The organism is Sphingomonas sp., from assembly GCF_965227385.1.
Lineage (GTDB): Bacteria > Pseudomonadota > Alphaproteobacteria > Sphingomonadales > Sphingomonadaceae > Sphingomonas.
This window is the reverse complement of record NZ_OZ245750.1, coordinates 3,502,584-3,528,573: the sequence shown is the minus strand read 5'-3', so window position 1 is coordinate 3,528,573 and position 25,990 is coordinate 3,502,584. Positions and strand designations below refer to the sequence as shown.

The window sequence follows — 25,990 nt, the reverse complement described above, 5'->3', positions numbered from 1 at the left end:
CGCGTCACGCCTGGTGATGCGCCCGACCTGGCTTACCCGCCGACCATGTCGCGACGGCCGAGATGCACGAGCATCGCTCCCAGTGCCAGGAGTCCACCGAGCCCGCCCAGCATCAGGGCTAGCGTTGGCTTGGCCGGGTCGTTCGCAAGAATGTTCGTCGCCATCAGCCATGGAAAATAGACGCCCTGCCGCGCGCTCACCGCGACGATCGCCGCAAAGGTGCCGGCGATGCCGAAGACGAGCGGGGGCACGAAGCTGCGAAAGCGCAGCGCGACCCATAATTGGAGGATCGCCACCAGGGTCGAGGCAATCGCCATGCGCACCAGCACATGAGCGGTGCCGACCGGGTCGGCCGAACCCGTGAACGTCTCGGGCGTGATCGCGTCGACGACGAAGCCGGACAGATGAAGCAGCACGACCAGCCACAGGGTCATGCCCCATAGCAGCGTCAGCATGACCACCGCCTTGGCGAGGAAGACATGCAGCCGCGCGCCGGGTAGCGCGAGCAGATGGTCCCACGCGCGCGCGCCATGCTCCATCTGCGCGAGCAGCACGCTCAGCGCAGTGAGCGCCATCGGCAGCATTGCGAAAGCCCAGAAGGCTGAATTGCCGAGCGCGAACGCATGCCAGTCGCCGCCGCGATCCAGCGCAATCAGCGCGGCGAGGATGGCGATGCAGGCTGGCGCTGCGGCGCACAGCAGCAGTGCCAGCGAGCGGCGCAGTTTCAGGAACTCAACGGCAAGGAAGCGGAGGAACATCGGAACTTCTCCTCACGCGGCCTGCGCGCGCAGGTCATGATAGACCTGTTCGAGCGGACGGCGGTGGTAGGCGAGATGCGTCAGCCGCGCACCGCGCTGGTGGAGCAATGCGGCCACATCAGCGGGGTCGTTGGCATCGACGATCAGAGCGTTCGGCAACTGCGTGTGCGGGCGCACGCCGAACCCGGCTTGGCCCAGAATGAGCGCGGCGCGCGCGCGATCTTCGGTCGCCACCTCGACGCCGCCCGCGCCGCCGAGCAGTTCGGCAAGCGGCGCTTCGGCCAGCAGTCGTCCGGAATGGAGCAGTCCGACATGCGTCGCGATCGCCTCGACCTCACCCAGCAAATGGCTGGAGACCAGCAGGGTGACGTCGCCGCTTTCGGGCAGGCGCTGGAGCAGCACGCGCATGTCGCGGATGCCGTCGGGATCGAGGCCGTTGGTCGGTTCGTCGAGGATCAGGAGCTTCGGGCTGCCGAGCAGCGCCCGCGCGATGCCCAACCGCTGGCGCATACCGAGCGAAAAGCCGCCGGTGCGCCGATGCGCCGCCTCGCGCAGGCCGACCAGGTCAAGCACACGGTCGATGTCCCGCTGCGGCAAGCCAAGAATGCGGCGGGTGAGGTCGAGATTTTCGGCGCCGGTCAGGTGATCGTAGAGCGCCGGGGATTCCACCAGCGCACCGATCCGCCGCGCCTGTCCGTGGCGCATGACTTCGCCGAACACGCGGATTTCGCCGTCATCCGCACGCAGCACGCCGAGCACCATGCGGATCGTGGTGGTCTTGCCCGTGCCGTTGGCGCCGAGAAAGCCGTAAATCGCCCTGCGTGGCACGCACATCGACAGATTGTCGATCACGGCGCGGCCGCCAAGCTGTCTGCGAAGCCCTTTTGTTTCCAGTGCTGCTTGCATCGGGAAGGTTCCTCGGTTTATCTCTAACTTAAATTCATCGTCCGAAAATTTAAGTCAAGGTTAAATTTATGCCTTCAACGATGACCCTCGAAACATTGCGCGCCCGGGCGCGCGTGCTGATGTGGCTGGTGACGTTGCCCTTTGCGGTGCTCGTGCTGGCCGTCGCGGTGCTGGCGGTCGCACTGCTCTGGAACGGGCTGGGCAGGGACGCGGGAATGATGGTGATTTTCTACGTCCCGATGTTCATCTACATCTGGGCGATGTGGATGGTGCGGCAGGCGCTCAAATCGATCGCGGGCGGCGCCTTGTTCGGGCAGGTGGTGCCACGGCTGCTGTTCCGCGTGGGAGCGGCGCTATTTGTCGGTGCGCTGTTCAATGTGTTGGGCGTGCCGCTGCTCACCCGGCTGATCTATGATCGCGGCGCGTATCTGGCGTTCGACGGGGCCGCGATCACGCTGGGAGTGGTCGGCGCCACGCTGGTGCTGCTCTCGCAATTGCTGGCACAGGCAGCGTCGATGCGTGACGAACTGGACGAGTTTTTCTGATGCCGGTGAAGGTCACGCTCGACGCAGTATTGGGAGCGCGCGGCATCACCGGCAAGGAGCTCGCCCGCCGCATCGGGGTCAGCGAGACGCAGCTTTCGCTGTTTCGTTCGGGAAAGGTGCGCGGGGTGCGCTTCTCCACGCTTGCGCGGATGTGCGCGGCGCTGGACTGTGCGCCGGGGGAGTTGCTCGATTATCTCTACGACGCGTCCGACCTTGAGGCACCGGACGAGGCAGAGGAGGCGTAACATCTGCGGCGCGCCGGCGGCCCCGGCAAGATATCAGCTCTTGGGCGCCTGACGCCGCGCCATGAAGGCGAGCCGTTCGAACAGCATCACGTCCTGCTCGTTCTTGAGCAGTGCGCCGTGGAGCGGCGGGATCGCCTTGCTCGGGTCGCGCGATTGCAGCACGTCGAGCGGCATGTCCTCGTGCAGCAGCAGCTTGAGCCAGTCGAGCAGTTCGCTGGTGCTCGGCTTTTTCTTCAGGCCCGGCACCTCGCGGATGTCGTAGAAGATATCCATCGCCTTGCTCACCAGGATCTTCTGGATGCCGGGGAAATGGACGTCGATGATCGCCTGCATCGTCCCGCGATCGGGGAATTTGATATAGTGGAAGAAGCAGCGGCGCAGGAACGCGTCGGGCAGTTCTTTTTCGTTGTTCGACGTGATCACTACGATCGGGCGCTCGGCGGCGCGGACGGTCTCGCCGGTCTCGTACACATGGAATTCCATGCGATCGAGTTCGTGGAGCAGGTCGTTGGGAAATTCGATATCGGCCTTGTCGATCTCATCGATCAGCAGCACGGGGAGTTGGGGCGACGTGAACGCCTCCCACAATTTGCCCTTGCGGATATAGTTGCCGATCTCATGCACGCGCGGATCGCCCAGCTGCCCGTCGCGCAACCGCGCCACCGCGTCATATTCGTACAGGCCCTGATGCGCCTTGGTCGTCGATTTGACGTTCCATTCGATCAGCGGCGCGCCGACCGCCTTGGCGATTTCATAGGCCAGGACCGTCTTGCCCGTCCCCGGCTCACCCTTGACCAGCAGCGGGCGGCGCAGCGTGACGGCGGCGTTGACCGCGACCTTCAGATCGTCGGTTGCGACATAATCCTGCGTGCCTTCGAAGCGCATTCCGGTCCCCGGTCATATTGGAAGATCGGGTATGGAGTAGCGGGGGAAGGGGCCCGTGCGCAAGCGGGGAGTGCGGGTCAGTCCTGTCCGCGCGCTGCGGCGCGGGCTTCGAGCAGGTCGATCAGGCCGCGATGCTGTGCCAGCATCTGCTGGGCGCCGAACGCCATCGCGCGCTCGACCGGCAATGTGCCGGCAAGGACATCGATCACCGTCGCGGTCTCGAATGCGGGTGGCAGCTGGCACGCGGGCGCATCGATCCCCAGTCGCCGGGCCAGCAGGTCGAGGACCGAGCGGATCGCCGACCAGTCCAGCGCGAGCGCGATCGCGGTACCATCGGCACAGCCATTGCGATCGGACTGGGCCAGCATGTCGAGCGCGTGGCGTTGTGCGGTGACGGCGGCTTCCGACGCAGCCTGGCCGGGCGTGCTGGGCATCGGCCCGGCGGCGGCCACGATCCGCACCAGATAGGCGCGTTCGGCCGTAAATCCGCGCGTTGCCTGGGCTAGCCATTCGGCGGCAGCGGGCTGGCGCGACTGGGCGGCGGCCTGTTCGAACAGATCGGGATGGCGCGCGTGGAGCAGGCAGATCTGGTGGGCAAGGTCGCCCAGGTCGCGCAGCGTCGCGATTCCGCTCGCCAGACGGTTCAGATAGGGATGGGTCGCGCTGCCATCGGCGGCGACGAGCGCGATCAGCGTGCCCGACGCACCGCTCAGTCGTGCGCTCCGAACCGTCTCGAGTGGCATATGACCCCGCCAAAGCAACCGTGCCGGCCCATCCGGCATCTTTGAAGAGTCGCTTTGCCCGACAGGTTTATACCGAAGCGCGTAAAGACGTGGTTGACCGCGCGTTAAGGGATCGTTCGGAGGTCGTCGTATCGAAAAGGGGCCGGATCGGGTAACTCCGGCCCCTGATTTCAACGCTTTGGCCGCGCCTTAGCGCCGTGCCGGCGGGGCCGCCGCTGCCGCATCGTCCGGCAGGCCGCCAAGCTCGTAGACCAGCTTGGTATAGGCATCGAGATAGGCCAGGACGATCACCTGGCCGATTTCGGTGTTCTGATAGCCGCTGCCCCCGGCCGCGGCGAATCCGCCCCACCAGCCGCTGGCCGCACCGCCGCCGAAACCGACATCGGTCTTGCGGGCATAGCCTTCGGTCATGGCCTTTTCCTCGGTCGTGCGCGCATCGACCATCGACAGGGTGACGCTCGCTTCCTTCTTGCTGACCTTCATGCCGCCCGCGAGCGCGCCGACGCCGCCAAGGATGCCGCCGCGACGGCCCAGCAGGCCACCGATCGCGCCGCCAACTGCGCTGCCCCCCGAATCCTTGTTCGACGAGACGATGTCGGGCTGAAGGAAGTAATCGGCGGTGCGGACCTGGCCCTTGCCGATATTCTGCCCCTTCTGCATCTCGCCCTGTTCCTGCAGCGCGCGTTCCATCGCGCGGCTCTGCATCGCGCGGCCGCGATTGACGATGGTGAAGCAGCCCGACTGCTGGACAAAGACCTTCAGGATCGCCTCGGGGCTGCCAAGGTTCAGCTCGCGCCACCATTGATTGTCCGGTTCGACGATTGCGACCGTGCCGAGATTGCGGGTGCAGCGCGGGATTTCGCGCTGGCCGCGCTCCTGATCGCGGCGCCCGGACGACGCGCCCTTGGTCGTGCCGTCCTTATAGGTTCTGCCGGACGAGCTGGTCGCGGTCTGCGCGGAAGCGGCGATCGGTCCGGCAGCCATCGAGGCGAGCGCGGTGGCGGCGATCAGATTGCGGACGAAGCGCATGAACTATTCCTCCCATTCAGGGGCGTTTGCCCCAAAAGCTGCAGCGACGGTGCATGATCAACCGATCGCCATCAACTGACATCTACTGACATGGTAGACCCCCGGTCCCCGCGCGGATCATATCGCATCCGGTCTGGCCGCGCATCGGGAAAAGTGCCGTGATCGAGCGCTAGGGGTCAGGGCGCGACGATGGCCCGATCCGTTTTGCCATCGGCGACCGTCCAGACGTCGCCGAAATCCGCATGGCTGAGATCGTCCGGACGCGCCCCGCCAAGCTGTTCGACGATATCGGGTACCGTGTTGCTGTGCCCGACGATCAGCACCGGGCACGCCGACGCCTTCGCGCGCGCCACTGCCCCCGCCGTGTCGGCGGCGTCATAGCTCTGGATCGCGATGCTCCGCCCGGCGGCGGTGGGCGCAGCGGTCTGGCGCGTGCGCTGATACTGGGTCACCAGGATCGCGCACAGCCGCTTGCCGCGAAACCACTGCGCCAGCGCCTGCGCCCGCGCGGCACCCTGTGGCAGCAGGTCCGGATCCTTCTCGCCCCGGGGCGTATCGAAATGGCGGACGACATAGGTCGTGGGTTCGCCTGCCACCGCCGGAAGGGCGAGCGAACAGGCGAGGGCAAGGAGAATGGCGCGCATTGCGAGACCCTGGCTCCACAGGGCATCTTTCGCAAGTGCGCGCCCCCTGCTACGCGCGCGGTCTATGGCAACCGACATTTCCCGTATCCGCAATTTTTCGATCATCGCGCATATCGACCATGGCAAGTCGACCCTGGCCGATCGCCTCATCCAACGCACCGGCGGCCTCACTGCGCGTGAGATGTCCGAGCAGGTGCTCGACAATATGGAAATCGAAAAGGAACGCGGCATCACGATCAAGGCGCAGACCGTGCGCCTCGACTGGAAGGCGGCGGACGGCAAGGATTATGTCCTCAACCTGATGGACACGCCGGGCCATGTCGACTTCGCCTATGAGGTCAGCCGGTCGCTCGCCGCATGCGAGGGCGCGCTGCTGGTCGTGGACGCGGCACAGGGGGTCGAGGCGCAGACGCTCGCCAACGTCTATCAGTCGATCGAGCACGACCATGAAATCGTGCCGGTGATCAACAAGATCGACCTGCCCAGCGCCGAACCCGAAAAGGTCCGCAACGAGATCGAGGAGGTGATCGGCATCGACGCGTCGGGCGCGGTGCTCGCCTCGGCCAAGTCGGGCATCGGCATCGACGAGATCCTGAACGCGGTGTGCGAGCGCATCCCCGCGCCCAAGGGCGACCCCGATGCGCCGCTCAAGGCGATGCTGGTCGACAGCTGGTACGACCCCTATCTCGGCGTCGTCATCCTGATCCGCGTGATCGACGGCACGATCAAAAAGGGCCAGCAGGTCAAGTTCATGCAGAGCGGTACCACGCATCTGGTGGACCGCGTCGGCTGTTTCCGGCCCAAGATCGAGCAGCTCGCCGACCTTGGCCCGGGCGAGATCGGCTTCATCACCGCACAGATCAAGGAAGTAGCGCAGGCGCGCGTCGGCGACACGCTGACCGACGCCAAGCGCCCCGCCGCGGAGGCGCTGCCGGGCTTCAAGGAAGTCCAGTCGGTGGTGTTCTGCGGCCTGTTCCCGGTCGATGCCAACGACTTTGAAAAGCTGCGCGAGAGCATCAGCAAGCTGCGCCTCAACGACGCGTCGTTCAGCTTCGAGATGGAAACCAGCGCCGCGCTCGGCTTCGGCTTCCGCTGCGGTTTCCTCGGCCTGCTGCATCTGGAGATCATCCAGGAACGGCTGATGCGCGAATATGACCTGGACCTCATCACCACCGCGCCGTCGGTGGTGTATCAGATCGAACTGACCCATGGCGGCGGGCATATCGAGCTGCACAACCCCGCCGACATGCCCGATCCCAACAAGATCGAAAGCATCGCCGAACCGTGGATCCAGGCGGTGATCTATGTCCCCGACGAATATCTCGGCAGCATCCTGAAACTGTGTCAGGACCGCCGCGGAATCCAGAAGAACCTGACCTATGTCGGCGGGCGCGCGCAGGTGACGTACGAACTGCCGCTCAACGAAGTGGTGTTCGATTTCTACGATCGCCTGAAGTCGCTGTCGAAGGGCTATGCCAGCTTCGATTACGAACAGATCGGCTATCGCGAGGGCGATCTGGTCAAGATGGGCATCCTGGTCAACGAGGAGCCGGTCGACGCGCTCAGCATGATCGTCCACCGCTCGACCGCCGAGGCGCGCGGCCGCGGCATGTGCGAGCGGCTCAAGGAACTGATCCCGCGCCATCTGTTCAAGATCCCGATCCAGGCGGCGATCGGCGGCAAGGTGATTGCGCGCGAGACGATCAGCGCGATGCGCAAGGACGTGACCGCCAAATGCTATGGCGGCGACGCCACCCGCAAGCGCAAGCTGTTGGACAAGCAGAAAAAGGGCAAGGCGAAGATGCGCGAGTACGGCTCGGTCAGCATCCCGCAGGAAGCCTTCATCGCCGCGCTGCGGATGGGCGAGGAATAAGAAAATGGGCCGCCCGGCAATGCGTCGGGCGGCCCTTTCTCTATCCGGTGGTCACTTCCCGGCCGGTCGCTCCAGCCACCCGCCCTTGAAGCCCGCGCGCTCCAGCCCGCGGCGGATATGCGGGTTCTTGCGCATCGTCTTCCAGATGAGGCCCGAGCGGTGGTTCTCCAGCATCGCCAGGATCGGTCCCTGATCGATGCCCAGATAATCGCGCGCGAACCACCCATCCTTCGCATCGACCACGCCGTCGCGGCTGCCGGCATCGGTGAAGGTGTAGCTCGGGTTGAACGCGTCCTTGAAGCCGTAGCGCTGGTATAGCTTGTCGCCATATTTCGCGCGCATCGCCATCAGCGCGGGCAGGGCGATTTCGGGCGCGAACGCGACCGATCCGCCCGCCGCCGTCGGCACCACCGTGCCGTCATCGACGATGCGATAGCTGCTCACCCCGCGCGCGGAATAGCCCTGAAACTCGCGGGCCTTGCCGTTGACCACGCGCCCATTGGCCGCGCCGCCCGGACCGTCCGACGCGGTCCAGCCCCAGATGTCGCCCGAATAGCCGGTCCATTTGCCCGGATTGTCGATGCCATAGGCGCGCTGGGCCAGTGTCGCGCGGCGGCTATTCTCGAAATAATCGATGCCCTTGCCGGCCATGAACGCGTCCTGGATGCCGCGGAAATCGACCCACACATGGCTGTACTGGTGGCCGAACAGCGGCTCGAACTGCAGATGCTCCTGCCCGTAATAGGTGCCCCAGCTCTTGCCGAGCTTGCCCGACCAGCCGGTGTCCCACGCATCCTTGCCTACCGGATGCGTCGGCGATCCGAGCGCGAGGATATAGACCAGCATCCCCTCGTCATAACCGACCCAGTCATGCGTGCCGAAATCGCCGCCCTGGCCGCGCTCGGGGTACCAGCCCATCGCGATCGCCTTGCCGCCGGTGCTGTTGGCCGAGGGGATTTTGCTGCGTTCCCGTTGGACGAAGGTCCAGTCGACGCGGCCATAGATCTTCTCGGCAAGATCGCGGATCGCCGCTTCGGTCGGATTGTTGCGGTCGAAATAGCTCTGCGCGAACAGCACGCCGCCCAGCAGCAGGGTCGTGTCGACCGTCGACAGTTCGGTATTGCGATAGCGGGTACCGTCGCCGTTCTTCAGGAAGTGGTAGAAAAAGCCCTTATGCCCCGCGGTGCCGCTGACGGCCGGGCCCTGCGGCGCGTTCCAGTAGAATTCCATGCACTTGCGCGTCCGCTCGGCGGCGGCTTCGCGCGTCACATAGCCGCGCTCGGCCCCGATGCCGTAAGCCGTCAGCGCAAAGCCTGTCGCGGCGATGCTGGAAAAGGGGTTGGACGGCCAGCGATCCGGCGCGAGGCAAGTCTCGACGCTGGTCGTCTCCCAGAAATAGTCGAAGGTGCGGCGCGAGAGATCCTCGGCAAACGCATCCTGCGCCGCGCGCGGTGCGGGGGCAGGGGGGCTGACCGCTGCCGGCAGGGTCGAACAGGCGGCGGCAAGCGGCAGCATGGCGAGACCGAGCGAAGGCAGGCGAAAGCCCATGGGATACTCCTTTACACACAAAAAAGGCGCGCGGACGGGGAATCCGTCCGCGCGCCATCAACGGGTCGATCAGAAAGAGAAACCGGCCGTCAGCTTGAGCGTCCGCGGCGGGTTGCCGCCTACACTGTTGCCGCTCCGTTCGCGATAGCGCGGATCCGACGGGTTGCTGACAAAGCTGGTATAGTTGCGGTCATTGAAGAGGTTGATGACGTCGACGCGGAAACGGATCCGCGCGTCGTCGGTCAGGAAGGCCAGGGGAACATATTTGGTGAGCGCGATGTCCACCTGGCGCTTACCCCACGCATCGCCATTGCCGAACGAGTCCGCGACCACGACGGTGCGGCGATAGGGGTTCGCCGAGCTGACGAGCGCGCGAACCTGCGTCGGCGACTGGTAAAGCAGCTTGCCCGAGAAGGTCAGGCCGAGCGGAAGATCCGCGCTGCCCGCGATGATGAAGCGATGCTTCGGCACGCCCACGGCCTGAACGGTCGGATAGTCTTGCGCGGTGGGGAAATCGAGCGAGAAGGCGCCCGAGTCCGACGTGTCCCGGTTTTCGGTCGCATCGGTGTAGGTATAGGTGGCGTCGAAGCCCCAAGGCGACGAAGAACTATAGGCCTTGCCCAGCTTGACATAGATGCTCTTGGTATCGGTCTTGGCACCATTCTCGCCGATGATGATGCTGCCATAGCCGGGAGGTGCCGCGCCGAACGGCGACCCCGGCGTATCCGTGGGAAGGGCCGGATTGTCGGGCAGGAAGAACGACCCGTCCGGATTGCGGTTGCCGAGCAGCCAGACAAAGCCGTCACGCGACGCGGTGTACTGGAAGCCGGTTTCAGCGTTGATCACGCCGAACCTTCCGCGAACGCCGACGCTGAACTGATCGGAATAGGGTGCCTTCAGATCATTCTTGATGAAGCGGAACTCGCCGCCCCCGCCAACTGCGGTCAATCCTGCCAGCAGCTGGTCGCGGCCCGCTTGGGTCAGATAAACCGGGTTCCAGGGAAGGCAGGTTGCCGAGATCGGTGCGCACGCATTGAGCGGATCGCCCGGGAAGCGGAAGCTAACCGTTTCGTACGAGCCGCGGCTCACTTCCTGCTGGAGGAAGTCGAAGCGGTTGCGGTCATAGGACCGGCCATAGCCGCCGAACACGGCAAAGCGGCCATCCTCCGTCAGCTCATAGCTGAAGCCGACGCGAGGCTGGAACGCGCCGAGAAACGCCTTACGCTCGGTCCCGGTCGAGATGTAGTCGCGGATATTGTAGTTGGCGTTGGCGAGGTTGGGATAGATCGGGTTGCCCGACGAATTTTTCGCCACCCCGGTCACGACATCCACGCGACGCTTGTTGTGGACGAAGTTCAGGAAGGTGGGATTATGCTCATAATCCCAGCGCAGGCCCAGATTCAGCGTCAGCCGGTCGGTAATTTCCCAGTCGTCCTGGATGTACAGCCCGAGCTGGAAATTGTCCGCCTCGACCGTCGGGTCGCCTTCACCGCTTATCGCACCGAACTCCACCCGATACGGGATGGTGTCGTTGAAGGTGCCGCCGCCGGGATTATAGGCGGTGTTGAAATAATAGCGCGGATTGAAGAAGTTGAGCTGAAGCGAGTTCAGGTTGATCCACTTGGCTTTCACGCCGAGCTTGATGGTGTGGCCTTCGAACCCGGTCCAGGTGAAGTCGTCCTGGATGGTCCAGCCCTTCTGGCCCTTGTCCTGATAGCCTGCGCCGCCACCGATGGTCAGCAGCGTGCCGCGCTGGGTCTGCGCCGCATTGGACGGGTTGGGACCCTGATACTCAAGCTGGATGCCGTTCGCGAACTGACGCGGCGTGGGCGACCAGCTGACGTCCTCGTAAGACACCTTGAGGTCGTTGATCCATTTGTCTGCCGTATGCTCCCAACGCACGACCGCGCGGCGTTCGGTGACGTCGTTGCTGGATACCGCTTCGGCCGCAGTGCTCCCGCTGCCCAGGTTAAATCCGCTTTCGTCGCGCCATTTGCCCGAGATTTCGAACAGGTCGCTGTCGGTCGGAGAGAAGCTGATCTTCCCGAAGAACAGGTCTTCGTTGAATTCGCTGTTCCGGGCGCCGAAAAAGCCCTGATACTGCGACGGGAACAGCGAAATCGGACGATCGAGGCCCGGCGTGATCGACACCGGAAGCCGGCGCCGCTTGCCTTCGTAAGATACGAAGAAGTGGAGCAGGTCCTTGACGATGGGACCGCCCAGCGCGCCACCGAACTGCAGATCCTTGGTCTTGACCTTGGCCTTGCCCAACTCATCGGGAATGCGGTCGCGCAGGCTCTCGTTGGTGAAGTCGACAAAACCTTCACCCTTGAACTGGTTGGTGCCCGACTTGGTGATCGCGGTGATCGCGACCGAGCTGACTTCGTCGAACTCCGCCTTGTAGTTGGAGCTGATCACGCGATACTCGCCGATGGCGAGCTGCGGGAACGGGTTGCCCTGCGTCGAATCCTGGCCGCTGACCCCGTTTTTGAGGACGTTGTCCTTCTGGCTCACGCCGTCGATGAAGACGTTGATCGATGCAGTGGGCGACGCGCCGCCGCGCAGGCTGGAATTGCCCTGCCCGTCGGTCTGGAACTGCACGCCCGGTGCCAGCTCGGCAAAGGCAAGGAAGTTACGGTTGTTCTGCGGCAGCTGTTCGATCTGGCGCTGCGTGATGTTGATGCCGACTTCGCCGCCTTCCATCGTGCGGATGCGGCTGCCGGTCACGATGACCTCTTCGCCCCCGGGCGCGCTCGCCACGGTTGCGGTCGAAAGATCGAAGTCGAGAACGGCATTCTGCGCGACCAGCAGCTGGAACTCGTCGGTCCGGCGGACCCCGTTCGGGGTGGTCACTTCCAGGCGATACGATCCGGGGGGAAGCGAGGCGAACTGATAGCTGCCGTCCGCCGACGGCTGCACGGTGCGCGAAAAACCGGTGTTGACGTTCACCGCGGTAACTTCGGTCACGCCGCCATCGGCAGTGATCGTGCCGCGCAGCGTCGCATTCGACTGCTGAGCGTGCGCCGGTAGCGCAAGGCCGATCGCCAGCACCGTACCCGCGCTCGACCATGCGAGAGCAGCAGCAGCAGCGCGCAGGCGCGAACCGCGAATAAGTCCGTTAGTTGCGGAATGTGAAGCCTTCACAGCATCCCCCCTGGAGGTTTGACAACGTTTACCCTGAACAGCCGTGTGCGCGTGATGCGCGACTCGGCGGCCCGCCTATTATGTTCTTTGCGCCAAAACTGTAACCGGTTTCATGACAGCTGTATAGAAAAAGTTCCGATGGCTATTTTGGGTAATCTGACTGCGCGACAGTGACGCGCGCGTCAGAGTCTGACCGTGTTCCGGACGCGGCGCGCGCTGCATAAATCCGGTGTGCGGAGACGCATTCAATCCCCTCCTGAACTCGACGGGGCGCCCGGCCAGACCGCGGCGCCCCAATTTTTTAGGGTCAGTCCCGGAGCCGATGGAGAACGCGGCGTTAACCCTTTTACTTCGCCTTAACCGGCAGCGGTTACGCGGGATGCAAGTGGAAGAGGGGACTTGGCCTTGCGCATTCTGATCGTGGACGATGAAGCAGGGATGCACGAATCCTATCGCCAGTGCTTCAAGGGCAGTGGGGTAGGGGCGGCACAGGGCGCCGCGCTCGACGCGATGGCTGTCGAACTGTTCGGCGATGACGAGGTCGAAAGCGCACCGGCCGCCGATCTTCCCGAATTCGAAACCGTGCATTGCATGCAGGGACTGGACGGCGTCGATGCCGTCGTCCAGGCGAAAGCCAGCGGAAATCCGTTCCCGGTCGCCTTCATCGACGTGCGCATGCCGCCGGGCATCGACGGCAAGGAAACCGCCAAGCGCATTCGCGCGATCGATCCTGACATCAACATCGTCATCGTCACCGGCTATTCCGATTTCTCTCCGCTTGAAATCAGCCGCGCCGCCGGCCCCGCCGACAAGATCTTCTACATCGCCAAGCCGTTCCAGGTGGAAGAGGTCGTCCAGACCGCAACCGCGCTAGGCAAGCGTTGGGAAGTCGATCAGCAGCTGGCGCGCGCCATGGCGCTGCTCGAGGAGCAGAAGGCCGAGCTGGCCGCGAACGAAAGCAAGGCCAGCCATCTCGCCAATCACGACAGCCTGACCGACGCGCCCAACCGGCTCGCCTTCATGCGCGCGCTGACCGATCATGTGCGCGGTCCCGATACCTTCGCGATGGCGATGATGGACCTCGACCGGTTCAAGCTGGTCAACGACACGTTCGGCCACCTCGCCGGTGACGAGCTGATCCGCATGGTCTGTTCGACGCTCGAGGGCGCGGTGCCGCCGGGCGGCTTCGTCGCGCGACTGGGGGGCGACGAGTTCGCGGTATTGATGAAGGTGGCGGGCGAGGGGGAGGCGGTCGAGGCGGTCGAACGGTTGCTGCTCGCCTGTGCCAAGACCTTCACCGTGTTCGGCCATTCGGTGCAGGGATCGGCCTCGGCCGGCCTCGTCATCGTCGAACCGGGCATGAAGCATGATCCGATCGACGTGATGCGTCGCGCCGACCTGTCGCTCAACGAAAGCAAGCGCGCCGGTCGCGGCGTGGTGCGCGTATTCGATGAGAGCATGGACGAATCGATCCGCTTCCGCCGCCAGATCGAAGGCGGCCTGTCCCAGGCAATCGCCAATGGCGAGCTGCGCCTCGTCTATCAGCCGATCGTCGCGCGCGACCGGCTTGAGATCGTCGCGTTCGAAGCGCTGCTGCGTTGGAACAGCCCCGAATATGGCCCGATCTCGCCCGGCATGTTCATCCCGATCGCCGAGGAATCGAACCTGATCCACGAGCTGGGCGACTGGGTGCTCGATGAATCGCTCAAGATGCTGCAGCAATGGCCGGGACAATATGTCTCGGTCAATTTCTCGCCGCGCCAGTTCCGCCGCCAGAATTTCGTCGGCCATGTCGTCGAACGCGTCCAGCGTGCCGGGATCGAGCCGCGCCGCGTGCAGATCGAGATCACCGAAACCGCGATCTTCGACAATGCCGAGCGGGCTGCCGATACCCTCTATCGCCTGCGCCAGATGGGCTTCCGCATCGCGCTCGACGATTTCGGGACCGGCTATTCCTCGCTCTACAATATCCGCAAATTCGCGCTCGACTGCCTCAAGATCGACCGCAGCTTCATCGACGGCATGGGCCGCGAGCGGGAAAGCGCCGCGATCGTCCACTCGATCATCCATCTCGGCCGCGCGCTGGGGCTGGAGGTCGTTGCCGAGGGCGTGGAGACCGACGCGCATCTCGCCGCGCTGCGCGTCGCCGGGTGCAGCCATGTCCAGGGCTATTATCTCGCCCGCCCGCTGGAGGCCGACGTCGCGATCCGCGCCGCGCATGAACGCTTCATGGGCGATGAGGAAGTGACGCAGGCACCGGCCACCGGCACCCACGGGTGACGCCGCCGCGATCCATGTTCGACCGCATCAAATCCCGCATTCCACGTTCGCTCGGGGCCAAGCTTGTCGCGATCCTGACCGGGGTCGCGCTGCTCGGTGCCGCCAGCATCACGCTGCTGCTCGCCCTCGTCATCACCCCCAGCTTCGACCGGCTGGAGGCGCAGGCGATCGACGGCCATGTCGAACGCACCCGCGCCGCGCTGACCGAATATGCTTCCAAGGTCGAGGCGTCGGTCCGCGACTATGGCGACTGGAACGAGAGCTACGACTATATGGGCGCGCCGAACCGCGCGTTCGAGGAGGACAGTTTCGCCACCTCCGCGATGGTCAATCTCGGCGTCAACGGCATGGCCTATGTCCGCCCGGACGGCGAAGTGGTGATCGCGCGCTGGCTGGATCTGGAGACCGGGCAGGATTCGCCGCAGCTGCGCGCGCAGCTACTCGCTGAAATCCGCCGCATCGATTTCCGCCGCGCGCTGGCCAGGGATAACAGCGCCAGCTTCTACGCCCGGCTCGGCGACCGGATCGCCGCGATCGGCATCGCGCAGGTGCGGCGCACCGATGGCAGCGGCGATCCACGCGGCCATGTCGTGATGGCGCGCATGATCACCTCGCAGCAGCTCGGCAACCTGCTCCAGCTGCGGGCCGGCATCGCGCTCGACGCACCCGTGTCCGCGCCGCGCATCGACGCGGGTGAGCGTTACATCGCGGTCGCCGTCCCGGTGCCGGGAGAGGGCGGGGGCAGCATCGCGAGCGCCACCTTCCGCGTTCCGCGCGACCTGTCGAACCTCGGCCGCAACATGCTCCAGCTCGCCGTGGTCGGTACGACCGCGCTGATGCTGCTGGTGATGGCGGTACTCAGCGTGATGATCGGCCGGCTGGTGCTGCGCCCGCTCAACCGGGTCGAACAGCATATGGGCGTGGTGCGCGGATCGGGGAACCTCGTCCCCCTCACCGAAGCCCCGCGCCGCGACGAGATCGGCAGCCTGGTCGACAGCTTCAACGCGATGCTGGTCCAGCTCAAGGATCTGCGCGAGCAGGTCGAGGCCCAGTCGTTCAAGCTCGGCCAGTCCGAAAGCGCGGTCGCGGTGATGCATAACGTTCGCAACGCGCTGAACCCGATCAGCACGGTGCTCAGCCAGGGACTCGGCGAGGCACCTGCTACCGATCGCGCCTTGCTCGACCGCGCGCTCAGCGAGCTGGCGGACGACAGCATCCCGCCCGCGCGCCGGCAAAAGCTCGTCGCCTTCGTCGCCGCCGCGCTGTCCAGCGAGGCGCAGGCGCGCGACGCGCGCAAGGAGCAGCTCGGCATTGGCCGGGACGCGCTCCACAACGTCCTCGAAATCATCGGGCGGCAGCAGGAACAGGCGCATGAACGCCCGCCGCTCGAAACCTGCGACGTCACCGACATCGTCGCGCGCAACGCCACGATCGCGCGCTATTCCGGTGCCAGCTCGATCGCGTTCCACTTCCCCTCGAAGCCGCACTGGGTACTCGCCAACCGCGTGCTGCTCAGCCAGGTGGTCGGCAACCTCTTCTCCAACGCGGCCGAGGCGATTGCCGCAACCGGCCGGGAAGGGGGCAGCATCGCTGTCTCGATACGCGAAATCGGCGACCGCATGGAAATCCGCATCACCGACGATGGCGAGGGCTTCGATCCCGAAAAGGCCCCGCAGCTGTTCCAGCGCGGCTATTCGACCCGCGTCAACAAGTCCGGCGGGCTCGGCCTGCACTGGTGCGCCAACACGATGGTCGCGATGGGCGGCAGCCTGACCTTGCTCAGCGAAGGCATCGGCATCGGCGCCAGCGCGGTGCTCGAACTCGCCGCGTCGGATCTGGTGCGGGAGGACGTCGCGGCCTGAGCATCGCGACCGGTTTCGTCCCTCGCCAAGACTGACGCGCCGCGGCAGGGTTGCACGATGCGCAATCTCCTCCTTGCACTGGCGCCGTTTGCCGCACCCGCTGCCTATGCGTGCAGTGTCGCGCCGGGTTACCGCGTTCCGAGCACTCTGGAGCTGGTCGAGCAATCCGACGCGATCATCGTCGCTCAGCCATTCGACCAGCGGACAGCGGCCGATGGCGAGCCGGAAATCCGGTTCGCATCGCTTGCCATCCTCAAACGAGCATCCGGCGGGAACGACGATCGCGATCGCATCTTCGTGGATATGCCCGGGGTGCTGGAACCCGAGACCTCAGCCCCCCGGTCCAGCGACCCCCGCGACCTCGTCCGCGCCCATCCCGACGCGTATCGAGGCGGCTGCGTCCGCACGACCTTCCACCCCAAAAATTGGGTCCTGCTGTTCCTGAAGCGCGACGGCGATGGCTATCGCGTCATCTCTTATCCGTTCGCACGCACGGCAGAGGAAACCGCCCTCCCGGACTCGCGCTGGCTCAAGGCCGTGCGCGAATATATCGCCATCGCGGCACTGCCCCCAGCGGCGCGACACGCGCGGATGGAGGTGCGCCGCGACATCCTGAAGGCCCGCGGCGACGCGGATTCGCTGGCCATCGCTGCGGATATCGCGCGCGAACTCGCCAGCCCGCGCAAGCCGCTGCGCGAACCGCTGCCGCCGATCGAATAATCAGCTCGCCCGCCGCACCGGCGTCACCGCGTCCTTCCGCCGCAGATAGGGCGCGACGAGGTTGCGCGCGCGGAAAAACTCCTGCCGCTCGGGGCTCAGCGTGTCGAAATTGCCGATCACGCGGCGGCACTCGGTCGACCGGCACTGGCAGATCATGTGCCAGTTCGACTGCGCCAGCGTGGTCGAATAGTCCCAGGTCACCTCGTCGCCCGAAGCGATGTCGCGCAGCGCGACCAGGATCACGCCATCGTCGGTGAAGCGCAGGCCGGCATTGGGCTCGCAGCTATGGTTGACCAGATCGTCGAGCTGCCCCGATGGCCCCATATAGTGATCGGGCGTCACCTGTACGAAGCGGTCGTCGCTGCCGCGCATCAGGCTGGGGATATCGTCGACATGGAAGCGGCGGCCGGTGAAGCGCATCAGCTCCGCGCCCTCGGCAAAGCGGCAGGTGGCATAGACCGCCTTGCCCAGATGATTCTCGCCGACCGTGAACAAATTGCGCTGGTGGCGATAGCGATCGAGCACCACCAGCCCGCCGCGCGCCCATCCGAACGAGCGCAGCGGGTTGATCGTGGTGAGGCCGATCATGAACCAGATGCTGGCATGGCAGGCGAGCTCGACGAAGATATAGGCGAACTCGTCCGGCCCCGACCCGCCCGCGCGCACCGCGACCAGCAAGGTGGCAAGGTCGCCGATGGTCCACAGCCCCCAGGCGGGTGAGCGTTCGGCGCTGCGGTCCTTCCACACGCTGACCCAGGTCGGCCAGAAGCTGACCGGCACCGCCGCGACCACCAGCATATGCGCCCAATAGGCCTCGCGAAACGCGACCCAGATCAGCAACGCGGTGAGGCAGGTGGCCATGCACAAGGCTTCGATCGTCGTAGGGGGCGCCCAGTTGGACCCGCGCCACAGCGCAGCGGTGACGACGAGACAGCAGGCAGCGGAAAGGATGAACACCCATCCCTGCGGCGATCCGGGATTGACCGCGGCATAGGTCAGCGCTTCGGCGGCGGCCGACGCGCTCCAGATCAGCCAGGAGGCGCGATTGGGGCGGACGGTCGCGCGGCGCAGGCCCAGCAGATACACGCCATAGGCGGCAAAGCTGGCGCTCATCGCGATCAGAAACCAGACATCGCCCGCCATGAAACCCCCTTGTGAAGGGATTCATTTACCGTGTTCCGAGTCCGGCGTCAAAGCGCGACTCGCGCTGACTCCACGAGTCGTGCCGATTCGCCAAGGCCCGTGCGCGGGGCCGGGGCGGGGAAGTCAAGCTAGGTCGGGTGTCGATCCGTCGCACTGCGGCACAGCAGCAGCATTCGGCGGAACAGTTTCGTATCCAGAACGGATCAGAAAAATAAAGGCCGCAATCCCAATCGGATAGCGGCCGTTATTCAGGAAATCAGCCCGGGCAGGTCAAGCGAGAGGGACCATCCGTCCTGCCGCCGGCCCGGGCCGTAAAAGGGTTACCAGGGGCGGATGTCCTCGCCGGTGGTTTCCCGGAAAAAGAGTGCAAACATGTTTTTTCTCCCATCGTGCGTACCCGACGCACCCATTTTGGTTAAATGAAAATTCATCCTGAATCAATCATTAGGGATCATAGGGAAATTACCTAGATCGGTGAAAACCGGCGGTGGCTTCCTTAAAACTTCCTTCAGCACTGGCTGTTACGCCGGGCGGCATGTCTGACCGTTTCGACCCCGCCGGTTTTCGCGGTTCGCCTGTTGAGGCGGGGCGTGTTGCCATGAACGACGACGCTGCAGGCGAGGGCGGGGCTGCCGACACCGCCGCCGGCACCGTGCTCGCGCGGGGCGCAGGCGGCCCGGCCTGCACACGCTGGCGCGCACTGGCATTGTGTGACATCGCCAATTTCCAGTCGCTCCGGCGCCATTTAGGGCGGCCACGCGCCGACACGCTGATCCACGATCTTGCCGATCGCATGAGCGATCTTCAGCCCGGCGTGCGCAGCATGACGGCTGGGCGGTCGCTGATCGAACTGGGCTTCGAGGCGGAGAGCCCTGTCGCGGCGCGCGCGCTGGTCGAACGGCTCGCAACCTGTTTCGCGCGCTCGGTCGATCTCGACGGCGAACGTCATCTGATCCAGCTGGTCTGGGGCATTGCCGTCGCACCCTTTGGCGACGACGACGAGGTGCGGCTGACCGAAGGGGCCGAGGCGGCGCTTGAACAGGCGCGCACCGATTCCGGCATCGTCTCGATCGATCTGTCACAGGGCCATGCCGCATTCGACGGTGCGGCGCTGGTGCGTGAACTGCCGCGCGCGATCGCCGCCGGCCAGCTGTTCCTGCAATATCAGCCCAAGGTGAATGTCCGCCGCGAAGCCGTGACCGGCGCCGAGGCATTGGTGCGCTGGCACCATCCGGTACGCGGCCTGATCCTTCCGGGCGAATTCATCAGCGCGGCCGAGGATGGCGGCGAGATCGTCGCCTGACCTTGTGGACGCTGCGCCAGGTGATCGCCGACCAGCAGGTGATGCTCGCCCATGGCCATGACATGCCGGTGTTCATCAATATCTCGGGCGTGCTGCTGGCGGACGAGGCCTTTGTCGAAGAGGCGTGCCGCATCGTCAGCGAAACCGGCGCGAAGGTCGGCTTCGAGATTACCGAGACCGCGGTGATCCGCGATCCCGACAGCGCGATCCGCCATCTGCAACGCTTCGCCGCGATCGGCATTCCGCTTGCGATCGACGATTACGGCGCCGGGCTGTCCTCGCTCGCCTATCTCAAGCAGTTGCCCGCGACCGAACTCAAGATCGACAAGATGTTCGTGATGCAGCTGACCAGCAGCAATCGCGATCCGCTGATCGTCCGCTCCACGATCGATCTCGCCCATGCGCTGGAGATGGAAGTCACGGCCGAGGGCGTAGAGACCCCGGCGGCGCTCGCGCTGCTCAGCGTGATGGGCTGCGATATGGTCCAGGGCTACCTGATCAGCCGGCCGATCGCGCTCGACGCCTTTGTCCGCTATCTCGACGAAGAAGGCTTCAAGTCGGTCGCGACGATGCGACCCAGTTTTGGCCGCAGCGAAAATTTTTGGCGTAAGAGCGGGTGATGGCGAGGGGCCTTGCCCTCCTTTTCTGCTGGCTGGCACTCGGGCTCGCTGCCCCTGCGGCCGCGCAGCAGCGTGCCTCCGATCCGCTGATCGAAAATGCCAAGACGGCAATGGCCGCCGACCCGCAATCCGCGCTGGCCTTCGCAGAACAGGCGCAGCGCCGGACCTCCGCCATCGGCGATGCGCGTGCACGCGCCTCGGCGGAAGCGACCGCGTTGTGGCTGCAAAGCGAAGCGCTGGTGCGGCTGCGCAGACATGGCGAAGCCGCGCCGCGTATTTCGCGCGCACTGCGCCTCATCAGCGGGGACCCGTCGCCGGGCAAATTGCGGGGTGATCTGCTGATGGCGCGGGCCGGTGCGCAGGAGGGGCAGATGCGCTTCGCAGAGGCTCTGGCGTCGCTGCAGGAAGCGCACAATATCTTTGCCAAGCTGGATGAAAAGCGCAGCCAATCCATCGCGCTGCAGTTGATCGCATCACTCTACACAAAGTCTCGCGACCTCAGAAGTGCCGAGAAATATTACAAGCAGGCTGCAGATGTTTATGATGGGGACACGCCATTGCAAATGGCGCTGCTGAATAACCGCGGCAATGTCCTGCTTCAGCTGGAAGAGCCGCGGCGAGCGGAACAGGAATATCGCAGGGCCTATCAGCTGGCGAAGGCCGCGAACGCGACCAATATCCCACAGATCCTGACCAATATCGCGCACTCCCTGTTGGACCAGAAACGATTTGCGGAGGCGGATGCCATCATCGCCGAGGCGAGCGGGCTTATCCGCCTGGATCCCGAACACCATGGCGAATCGGCGCTGCTGGCGGTCGCCGCCGAATCTGCGCGTCGCCAGGGGCGTATCGATACCGCGAACCGGTTGATCCAGCGGGCCTTTGCCGGCGTCGATCTGGCCAAGACGCCTCTGGGGATGCGCGATGCGCACCACACTGCCTATCAGATCTATCGCGTTCAGGGGAAAAGCGCGCTTGCGCTTGCGCATCTCGAACGGCTTCGCAAGCTCAACGACGAAGCCGCCAAGCTCGCCACCTCGGCCAGCACGGCGCTGATGGCGGCGCGGTTCGACTATGCAAACCAGGAACTGCGCATCGCCAATCTCCAGGCGGAAGAATTGCGGCGCGAAGCCGAGTTTCAGCGCACATTGTTCATCGGGCTGGGCAGCGCATTCCTCGTCATTGTGACGCTGCTCAGCATCGGCCTGTTCACCATCCGCCGCAGCCGCAACCAGGTGCGTGAGGCGAATACGGTGCTGGGCGAAACGAATGTGGCGCTCGAAAAGGCGCTGAAGGCCAAGACCGAATTCCTCGCGACGACCAGCCACGAAATCCGCACTCCGCTCAACGGCATTCTGGGCATGACCCAGATCATGCTGCGCGATGCATCGGTGCCGGCGGAAACGCGCGACCGCATCAACATCGTGCACGGTGCGGGGATGACGATGCGCGCGCTCGTCGACGACATCCTCGACGTCGCAAAGATGGAAACGGGCAATCTGACGGTCGAACTGACCCCGACCGATCTCCACACGCTGCTGCACGAAGTGACGCGGATGTGGGAGGAGCAGGCGCGCGCCAAGGGGCTCAATTTCACCGTGTCGCATGTCGATACGCCGCGCTGGATCGAAACCGATCCCGGCAGGTTGCGCCAGATCGTGTTCAACCTGCTGTCCAACGCGGTCAAGTTCACCGAACGGGGCGCGTTGTCAGTCGATGTCGTGGCGGCGGGCGATCGGCTGCGGCTGGCGATCCGCGACACCGGCATCGGCATCCCCGCCGAGAAGTTCGACGAGGTGTTCGAATCCTTCAAGCAGGTCGATGCCGGGACGACGCGCCAGTTCGGCGGCACCGGACTCGGCCTCGCGATCGTCCGCAATCTCGCCGATGCACTGGGCGGCAGCGTGACGGTGGCCAGCGTGGTGGGCGAAGGTTCGACCTTCACCGTCGATCTGCCGCTGCGGCTCGCCGACGCACCCGATTCGGCGGTTGAGGTCGCGGGAACGGGCGAACATCTGGTCGTGCTCGACCGCAACCCGATCGTGCGCGGCATGTTGCGCACGCTGTTCACCCCGCATTTCGCCACGGTGCAATTTGCCGCATCGATCGAGGAAGCGGTGTCGCTCGCCGGCGGAGTTGAGCCCGTTCGCATCTTGGCGGATGAGGGCACGCTCGCCGCTGCCGAGGGCGATCCGGTTGATAAACTGAAAGAACTTGCCGCTGCAGCGCCCGCCGGGGCGCGCGTCGCGGCGCTGTGGAGCACGCCCGCGCCGGACGTCGAACAGCGGCTGCGTGACACCGGAATCGATCAAATCATCGTTAAGCCAGTGAAAGGACCCGCGCTGGTGGCGGCACTGACGGCAGATCGGAACGAAATTTGTGAGACATCCCGTCGCACGACGCTTGTATCCCAAGCGGCTTAGGGTGATAGCACGCCTATGATTTTCCCGGCCCAGACCGCCGCCGCCCATGGGACGGTCGCGCAATGAACATCCTCTTCATCGAGGACGACCCGATGAATCGCCGCGTGGTGCGCGACATGCTCAATGTCGCCGGCGCCACGATGGCGGAAGCTGCGCATGCCGAAGAAGGCCTCACCATGCTCGGTGCGGGCGACTATGACGTGGTGCTGGTCGACCTGCGCATGCCCGGCATGGACGGGATCGAGGCGATCGAGCGCATCCGCGCGCGGGGGGACGCCAAGGCGGAATTGCCCGTCATCGTGGTCACGGCCGACACCGCGGTCGATCTGCGCGAACGCTGCCTCGCGGCCGGGGCGGACGAGGTGCTGTTCAAGCCGGTGGCGATGGACGCACTGTTCGACACGATCGGTCGCGTGCTCGCGCTGCGCAGCGGCGACGACATGATCCTGTGACTTCATTCTTCCCCTGAGCTTGTCTCGGGGGAGGAATCGTCACCCGCTCAATATGTCCGGATCGGCATGTTGATCCATGCGTGTTCGCGAAACCATTTGGTGATGATGTATTTGACGCCCTTCACCACCGGCGTGCCTTCGTGCAGCGTGCCGGTGTTCGGCGAACCGTCGGGCTTCATATTGTTCCAGGCAAGCAACAACCCGCGCTTGGGCGCCACGCGCACGCCCGCCTGCGGGAACCAGGTCGCGCCGCCCTCCTCGACATCGTTGAGGTAGATCATCGCGGTCCAGGTGCGCTGGCCGCCCGATGCCTTCATCGCCGGCCAATATTCCTGCTGTTCGTTGAACCAGTCGTAATGCGCCCGGAACTGCTGGCTGGGCGCATAGCGCTGGCCCTGCATCGTTTCGCCATTTTCGGGCGGGATGCCGAGCAGCGCCGCCATCCGTTCGTCGATCGGCCGCACATCCGGCGACCAGCGGTCGAGGTCGCAGCTTTCGCTGGTGCGGAAATTGGGGTCCTCCGACTGCGAAAGCAACGTAGAGGGGCGGCGATTGGCATCGATCAGCCGGATCAGCCGGTCGCACTCGGCGGCGTCGAGGAAGTCCGGATGGTAATAGACCTGCGCGGCATCGACCTTCGCCCGGCGCATCGCCGGATTGGCTTCGACCCGCGCGGTCACCGCCTGGCCGAGGCGGGCGCGGCTGACCGATCCGGCAGGACTCTTGGAACGCGAAAAGATGTTCATGGCCGCAATTTGCCGTGCAGACCGCGAAACGCAAGAGGCCCGACCGTCGCCGGCCGGGCCTCCCTGCGTGACCAGTGTCTCGCTTACCAGAAGATGTCGTGGATCACGTCGACGACATAGCCGGACCGGACATCGACGAGCAGCGCGTCATTGTAGTAGCGCACCCAGCGATATGGGCCATAGGCCGGCGGCAGGCGGTAGTAGAACGGGTCGTTGATCCAGTAATCCGGCGCGAACAGCATCGACCCGATGGTGATGCCGATCGAGAAGCGGCGATAGCCATAATGGTATCCGCGCGGCGCGTAATAGCGGGGCAGGCGATAGACGTGCCGGTTGCTCGAACGATACTGGTTCCAGTTGTAGCGGCGGTCGCCGCGCCAGCTGCGGTTCCAGTTGCGGTTGTCGTCCCAGCTGCGCCGGTCCGCCCGCGTGTCGCGCCAGTCGCCATAGCGGCGCTGGTCCTGGCGGTAGTCGCGGCGGTCGTCACGGCGGTCGGCGCGATAGTCGCGGCGATCGTCACGCCGGTCGTCGCGATAGTCGCGGCGGTCATCGCGGCGATCTTCCCGCGACTGCGATCCCATGATCGATCCGCGCAGGTCGCGGCGATCATCCCGGCGTTCCGCACGGAAATCCCGCCGATCGTCGCGACGCTCCTCGCGGAAATCGCGGCGCTGCTCACGCACCTGCGGGGCAGGGGCGGCCGCCGGGGCAGGGCGCTGCTGCGGCTGGAACTGCGGGCGCTGCTGAGCCTGCGGGCGCTCCGGACGCTGGAACTGGGGGCGCTCCTGGCGCTGTTCCTGCCGCTGCGCACGGAATTCCTGTCGCTGCTGCTGACGCTGCTCGCGCGCTTCGCCGCCACGGCCTTCGCGTCCGCCCCGATCCTGCGCACTGGCAGCAGCGGGGGTCAAAATGGTCGCGCCGATCAGCGCTGCCAAAATCATCTTCTTCATATTTTCCTCCGCTCCCCGACAAAGCGCCGGCGTTCAGACTATTGCGGATTTACATCGATTCGGCTGACACACTTCTGAATTGCACTGACAGCCAATTGAAAGCTTTCCCTACTCTTCCCCCGTCTCGACCGGGATGCCGCGATCGATGGTAATCTCTTCTTCCCCCCGCGCCACCCGCGCCGCCCGCCCGATCGCCTCGATCAGCCGCGGATAGATGCCGCAGCGGCACAGGTTCGTAATCGCCCCCATGATGTCTTCATCCGACGGGTTACGGTTCTTGCGCAGCAACGCCGCGGCATTCATCACGATGCCGGGGATGCAGTATCCGCACTGGACGACATTCTCGGCGATCAGCGCCTGTTGCACCGGGTGATTGCCTTCCGCCGTCAGCCCCTCGATCGTGGTGACGAACGTCCCCTCGACCCCGCCGATCGTCACCTGGCACGACCGCACCGCATTCCCGTCGATATCCACCGTGCACGCCCCGCACTCGCCAGTGCCACAGCCATATTTAGTGCCGGTCAGGTTCGACGCATCGCGCAGCGCCCACAGCAACGGCGTGGCCGGATCGAGCTTGTAGGAAACCGGCTGGTTGTTGACGGTAAAGCGGGTCATGCAGTCGCTTTAGCATGCAACAGCGCGCTGCGCAGGCAGGTGCACACCGTCTCGTCGCGCTGGTTGAGCATCACATGGCGAAAGGTGACGACACCCTGTCCCGGCCGCGACTTGGACGGGCGCAGCGCCACCACCTCGGTCTCCGCGCGCAACGTATCGCCGATAAACACCGGACTCGGCATCCGCACCTCGTCATAGCCCAGATTGGCGACCAGCGTGCCCAGCGTCGTGTCGCCGACAGAAATCCCGACCATCAGCGCGAAGGTGAAGGTGCCATTGACCAGGATCCGCCCAAACTCGCTCGCCCCCGCCGCCTCGGCGTCGAGATGCAGCGGCTGCGGATTATGGGTGAGGGTGGAGATCAGCAGATTGTCCGTCTCGGTCACCGTGCGGCGCAGATCATGGGCGATCCGGTCCCCCACCTGCCATTCGTCGAAATAGCGTCCTGCCATCACCGTCTCCCTTTGGGGCCCCACTTAACGCGGGAAGCGGGTTTGTCAGTCCCCCAAAAATCCTCCCCGGAACGGGGAGGGGACCAGCGAAGCTGGTGGAGGGG

Annotated in this window: 23 protein-coding genes; 10 read left to right on the top strand and 13 right to left on the bottom strand. The window is 64.9% G+C overall.

Annotation, left to right across the window (positions count from 1 at the left end; translation table 11 throughout):
* Positions 1-32: 32 nt before the first annotated feature.
* Together ACO05N_RS17290 and ACO05N_RS17285 are read right to left on the bottom strand one after the other, a co-directional pair.
* Positions 33-758, bottom strand: a complete 726-nt coding sequence (locus tag ACO05N_RS17290; protein WP_422058228.1) for an ABC transporter permease — start codon at positions 756-758, stop codon at positions 33-35.
* 12 nt (positions 759-770) lie between these two features.
* Positions 771-1,610, bottom strand: coding sequence for an ATP-binding cassette domain-containing protein (locus ACO05N_RS17285; RefSeq protein WP_422058227.1), 840 nt, complete (start codon positions 1,608-1,610; stop codon positions 771-773).
* A gap of 134 nt (positions 1,611-1,744) precedes the next feature.
* Between ACO05N_RS17285 and ACO05N_RS17280 the strand changes: the two genes are divergently transcribed.
* Together ACO05N_RS17280 and ACO05N_RS17275 are read left to right on the top strand one after the other, a co-directional pair.
* Entirely contained in the window at positions 1,745-2,209 is a 465-nt protein-coding gene (locus ACO05N_RS17280; RefSeq protein WP_422058226.1) for a DUF2975 domain-containing protein, read from the top strand.
* The gene (locus tag ACO05N_RS17275) at positions 2,209-2,454 is read left to right on the top strand and encodes a helix-turn-helix domain-containing protein (protein ID WP_422058225.1); all 246 of its coding nucleotides are present in this window, start codon (positions 2,209-2,211) and stop codon (positions 2,452-2,454) included. Before ACO05N_RS17280 ends, ACO05N_RS17275 begins: the two co-directional genes overlap by 1 nt.
* A gap of 33 nt (positions 2,455-2,487) precedes the next feature.
* On the opposite strand, the gene ACO05N_RS17270 is transcribed toward ACO05N_RS17275, so the two are convergent.
* The 4 genes from ACO05N_RS17270 to ACO05N_RS17255 all read right to left on the bottom strand — a co-directional run bounded on the left by ACO05N_RS17270 (position 2,488) and on the right by ACO05N_RS17255 (position 5,755).
* On the bottom strand, positions 2,488-3,339 hold the full coding sequence (locus ACO05N_RS17270; protein WP_422058224.1) for an AAA family ATPase: 852 nt from the start codon (positions 3,337-3,339) through the stop codon (positions 2,488-2,490).
* A 77-nt stretch (positions 3,340-3,416) separates the two neighbouring features.
* Positions 3,417-4,082, bottom strand: a complete 666-nt coding sequence (locus tag ACO05N_RS17265) for a DUF6975 family protein (RefSeq protein WP_422058223.1) — start codon at positions 4,080-4,082, stop codon at positions 3,417-3,419.
* Positions 4,083-4,271: 189 nt separating this feature from the next.
* Positions 4,272-5,111, bottom strand: a complete 840-nt coding sequence (locus ACO05N_RS17260) for a penicillin-binding protein activator LpoB (protein WP_422058222.1) — start codon at positions 5,109-5,111, stop codon at positions 4,272-4,274.
* Positions 5,112-5,287: 176 nt separating this feature from the next.
* Positions 5,288-5,755 carry a SixA phosphatase family protein gene (locus tag ACO05N_RS17255; protein ID WP_422058221.1) on the bottom strand — a complete coding sequence of 156 codons (468 nt, stop codon included), beginning with the start codon at positions 5,753-5,755 and terminating at the stop codon, positions 5,288-5,290.
* A gap of 64 nt (positions 5,756-5,819) precedes the next feature.
* Here ACO05N_RS17255 and lepA point away from each other — a divergent pair, with 64 nt between their 5' ends.
* The gene (lepA, locus tag ACO05N_RS17250) at positions 5,820-7,628 is read left to right on the top strand and encodes a translation elongation factor 4 (RefSeq protein ID WP_422058220.1); all 1,809 of its coding nucleotides are present in this window, start codon (positions 5,820-5,822) and stop codon (positions 7,626-7,628) included.
* Positions 7,629-7,679: 51 nt separating this feature from the next.
* Here the strand turns inward: lepA and ACO05N_RS17245 are convergent, their stop codons facing one another.
* On the bottom strand, positions 7,680-9,176 hold the full coding sequence (locus ACO05N_RS17245) for a glucoamylase family protein (protein WP_422058219.1): 1,497 nt from the start codon (positions 9,174-9,176) through the stop codon (positions 7,680-7,682).
* Positions 9,177-9,245: 69 nt separating this feature from the next.
* Positions 9,246-12,320 carry a TonB-dependent receptor gene (locus ACO05N_RS17240; RefSeq protein WP_422058218.1) on the bottom strand — a complete coding sequence of 1,025 codons (3,075 nt, stop codon included), beginning with the start codon at positions 12,318-12,320 and terminating at the stop codon, positions 9,246-9,248.
* Between the two features lie 405 nt (positions 12,321-12,725).
* Between ACO05N_RS17240 and ACO05N_RS17235 the strand changes: the two genes are divergently transcribed.
* The 3 genes from ACO05N_RS17235 to ACO05N_RS17225 are packed head-to-tail and all read left to right on the top strand — an operon-like array spanning position 12,726 to position 17,182.
* Positions 12,726-14,600: an EAL domain-containing protein gene (locus ACO05N_RS17235; RefSeq protein ID WP_422058217.1), complete on the top strand. Its 1,875-nt coding sequence runs from the start codon at positions 12,726-12,728 to the stop codon at positions 14,598-14,600.
* A 14-nt stretch (positions 14,601-14,614) separates the two neighbouring features.
* A complete protein-coding gene (locus tag ACO05N_RS17230; protein WP_422058216.1) occupies positions 14,615-16,462 on the top strand; it encodes a CHASE4 domain-containing protein in 1,848 nt (615 codons plus the stop codon).
* A gap of 57 nt (positions 16,463-16,519) precedes the next feature.
* Positions 16,520-17,182: a hypothetical protein gene (locus ACO05N_RS17225; RefSeq protein ID WP_422058215.1), complete on the top strand. Its 663-nt coding sequence runs from the start codon at positions 16,520-16,522 to the stop codon at positions 17,180-17,182.
* Here ACO05N_RS17225 and ACO05N_RS17220 read toward each other — a convergent pair whose 3' ends face one another.
* The gene (locus ACO05N_RS17220) at positions 17,183-18,325 is read right to left on the bottom strand and encodes an SET domain-containing protein (RefSeq protein WP_422058214.1); all 1,143 of its coding nucleotides are present in this window, start codon (positions 18,323-18,325) and stop codon (positions 17,183-17,185) included. It abuts the gene before it with no gap.
* A gap of 598 nt (positions 18,326-18,923) precedes the next feature.
* On the opposite strand from ACO05N_RS17220, the gene ACO05N_RS17215 reads away from it, so the two are divergent.
* The 4 genes from ACO05N_RS17215 to ACO05N_RS17200 all read left to right on the top strand — a co-directional run bounded on the left by ACO05N_RS17215 (position 18,924) and on the right by ACO05N_RS17200 (position 23,123).
* Positions 18,924-19,628, top strand: a complete 705-nt coding sequence (locus tag ACO05N_RS17215) for an EAL domain-containing protein (RefSeq protein ID WP_422058213.1) — start codon at positions 18,924-18,926, stop codon at positions 19,626-19,628.
* A gap of 2 nt (positions 19,629-19,630) precedes the next feature.
* Positions 19,631-20,248, top strand: a complete 618-nt coding sequence (locus ACO05N_RS17210; RefSeq protein WP_422058212.1) for an EAL domain-containing protein — start codon at positions 19,631-19,633, stop codon at positions 20,246-20,248.
* The gene (locus ACO05N_RS17205) at positions 20,248-22,671 is read left to right on the top strand and encodes an ATP-binding protein (RefSeq protein WP_422058211.1); all 2,424 of its coding nucleotides are present in this window, start codon (positions 20,248-20,250) and stop codon (positions 22,669-22,671) included. Before ACO05N_RS17210 ends, ACO05N_RS17205 begins: the two co-directional genes overlap by 1 nt.
* 62 nt (positions 22,672-22,733) lie before the next feature.
* Positions 22,734-23,123 carry a response regulator gene (locus ACO05N_RS17200; RefSeq protein WP_422058210.1) on the top strand — a complete coding sequence of 130 codons (390 nt, stop codon included), beginning with the start codon at positions 22,734-22,736 and terminating at the stop codon, positions 23,121-23,123.
* A gap of 47 nt (positions 23,124-23,170) precedes the next feature.
* Here the strand turns inward: ACO05N_RS17200 and ACO05N_RS17195 are convergent, their stop codons facing one another.
* The 4 genes from ACO05N_RS17195 to ACO05N_RS17180 form a co-directional block, all read right to left on the bottom strand.
* On the bottom strand, positions 23,171-23,869 hold the full coding sequence (locus tag ACO05N_RS17195) for a prolyl hydroxylase family protein (RefSeq protein WP_422058209.1): 699 nt from the start codon (positions 23,867-23,869) through the stop codon (positions 23,171-23,173).
* A gap of 83 nt (positions 23,870-23,952) precedes the next feature.
* On the bottom strand, positions 23,953-24,819 hold the full coding sequence (locus tag ACO05N_RS17190; protein ID WP_422058208.1) for an RcnB family protein: 867 nt from the start codon (positions 24,817-24,819) through the stop codon (positions 23,953-23,955).
* A gap of 108 nt (positions 24,820-24,927) precedes the next feature.
* Positions 24,928-25,434 carry a (2Fe-2S)-binding protein gene (locus tag ACO05N_RS17185; RefSeq protein WP_422058207.1) on the bottom strand — a complete coding sequence of 169 codons (507 nt, stop codon included), beginning with the start codon at positions 25,432-25,434 and terminating at the stop codon, positions 24,928-24,930.
* Entirely contained in the window at positions 25,431-25,886 is a 456-nt protein-coding gene (locus tag ACO05N_RS17180; protein ID WP_422058206.1) for a MaoC family dehydratase, read from the bottom strand. The genes ACO05N_RS17185 and ACO05N_RS17180 overlap by 4 nt, the downstream gene beginning before the upstream one ends.
* Positions 25,887-25,990: the final 104 nt, after the last annotated feature.

Bases quoted from the DNA above. Each gene is read 5' to 3' on its own strand.
- ACO05N_RS17185 (WP_422058207.1), bottom strand. From the start codon at position 25,434: ATGACCCGCTTTACCGTCAACAACCAGCCGGTTTCCTACAAGCTCGAT.
- ACO05N_RS17225 (WP_422058215.1), top strand. From the start codon at position 16,520: ATGCGCAATCTCCTCCTTGCACTGGCGCCGTTTGCCGCACCCGCTGCC.
- ACO05N_RS17245 (WP_422058219.1), bottom strand. From the start codon at position 9,176: ATGGGCTTTCGCCTGCCTTCGCTCGGTCTCGCCATGCTGCCGCTTGCC.
- ACO05N_RS17265 (WP_422058223.1), bottom strand. From the start codon at position 4,082: ATGCCACTCGAGACGGTTCGGAGCGCACGACTGAGCGGTGCGTCGGGC.
- ACO05N_RS17230 (WP_422058216.1), top strand. From the start codon at position 14,615: ATGTTCGACCGCATCAAATCCCGCATTCCACGTTCGCTCGGGGCCAAG.
- ACO05N_RS17260 (WP_422058222.1), bottom strand. From the start codon at position 5,111: ATGCGCTTCGTCCGCAATCTGATCGCCGCCACCGCGCTCGCCTCGATG.
- ACO05N_RS17270 (WP_422058224.1), bottom strand. From the start codon at position 3,339: ATGCGCTTCGAAGGCACGCAGGATTATGTCGCAACCGACGATCTGAAG.
- ACO05N_RS17190 (WP_422058208.1), bottom strand. From the start codon at position 24,819: ATGAAGAAGATGATTTTGGCAGCGCTGATCGGCGCGACCATTTTGACC.
- ACO05N_RS17205 (WP_422058211.1), top strand. From the start codon at position 20,248: ATGGCGAGGGGCCTTGCCCTCCTTTTCTGCTGGCTGGCACTCGGGCTC.
- ACO05N_RS17280 (WP_422058226.1), top strand. From the start codon at position 1,745: ATGACCCTCGAAACATTGCGCGCCCGGGCGCGCGTGCTGATGTGGCTG.
- ACO05N_RS17255 (WP_422058221.1), bottom strand. From the start codon at position 5,755: ATGCGCGCCATTCTCCTTGCCCTCGCCTGTTCGCTCGCCCTTCCGGCG.
- ACO05N_RS17275 (WP_422058225.1), top strand. From the start codon at position 2,209: ATGCCGGTGAAGGTCACGCTCGACGCAGTATTGGGAGCGCGCGGCATC.
- ACO05N_RS17195 (WP_422058209.1), bottom strand. From the start codon at position 23,869: ATGAACATCTTTTCGCGTTCCAAGAGTCCTGCCGGATCGGTCAGCCGC.
- ACO05N_RS17220 (WP_422058214.1), bottom strand. From the start codon at position 18,325: ATGGCGGGCGATGTCTGGTTTCTGATCGCGATGAGCGCCAGCTTTGCC.
- ACO05N_RS17180 (WP_422058206.1), bottom strand. From the start codon at position 25,886: ATGGCAGGACGCTATTTCGACGAATGGCAGGTGGGGGACCGGATCGCC.
- lepA (WP_422058220.1), top strand. From the start codon at position 5,820: ATGGCAACCGACATTTCCCGTATCCGCAATTTTTCGATCATCGCGCAT.
- ACO05N_RS17200 (WP_422058210.1), top strand. From the start codon at position 22,734: ATGAACATCCTCTTCATCGAGGACGACCCGATGAATCGCCGCGTGGTG.
- ACO05N_RS17215 (WP_422058213.1), top strand. From the start codon at position 18,924: ATGAACGACGACGCTGCAGGCGAGGGCGGGGCTGCCGACACCGCCGCC.
- ACO05N_RS17290 (WP_422058228.1), bottom strand. From the start codon at position 758: ATGTTCCTCCGCTTCCTTGCCGTTGAGTTCCTGAAACTGCGCCGCTCG.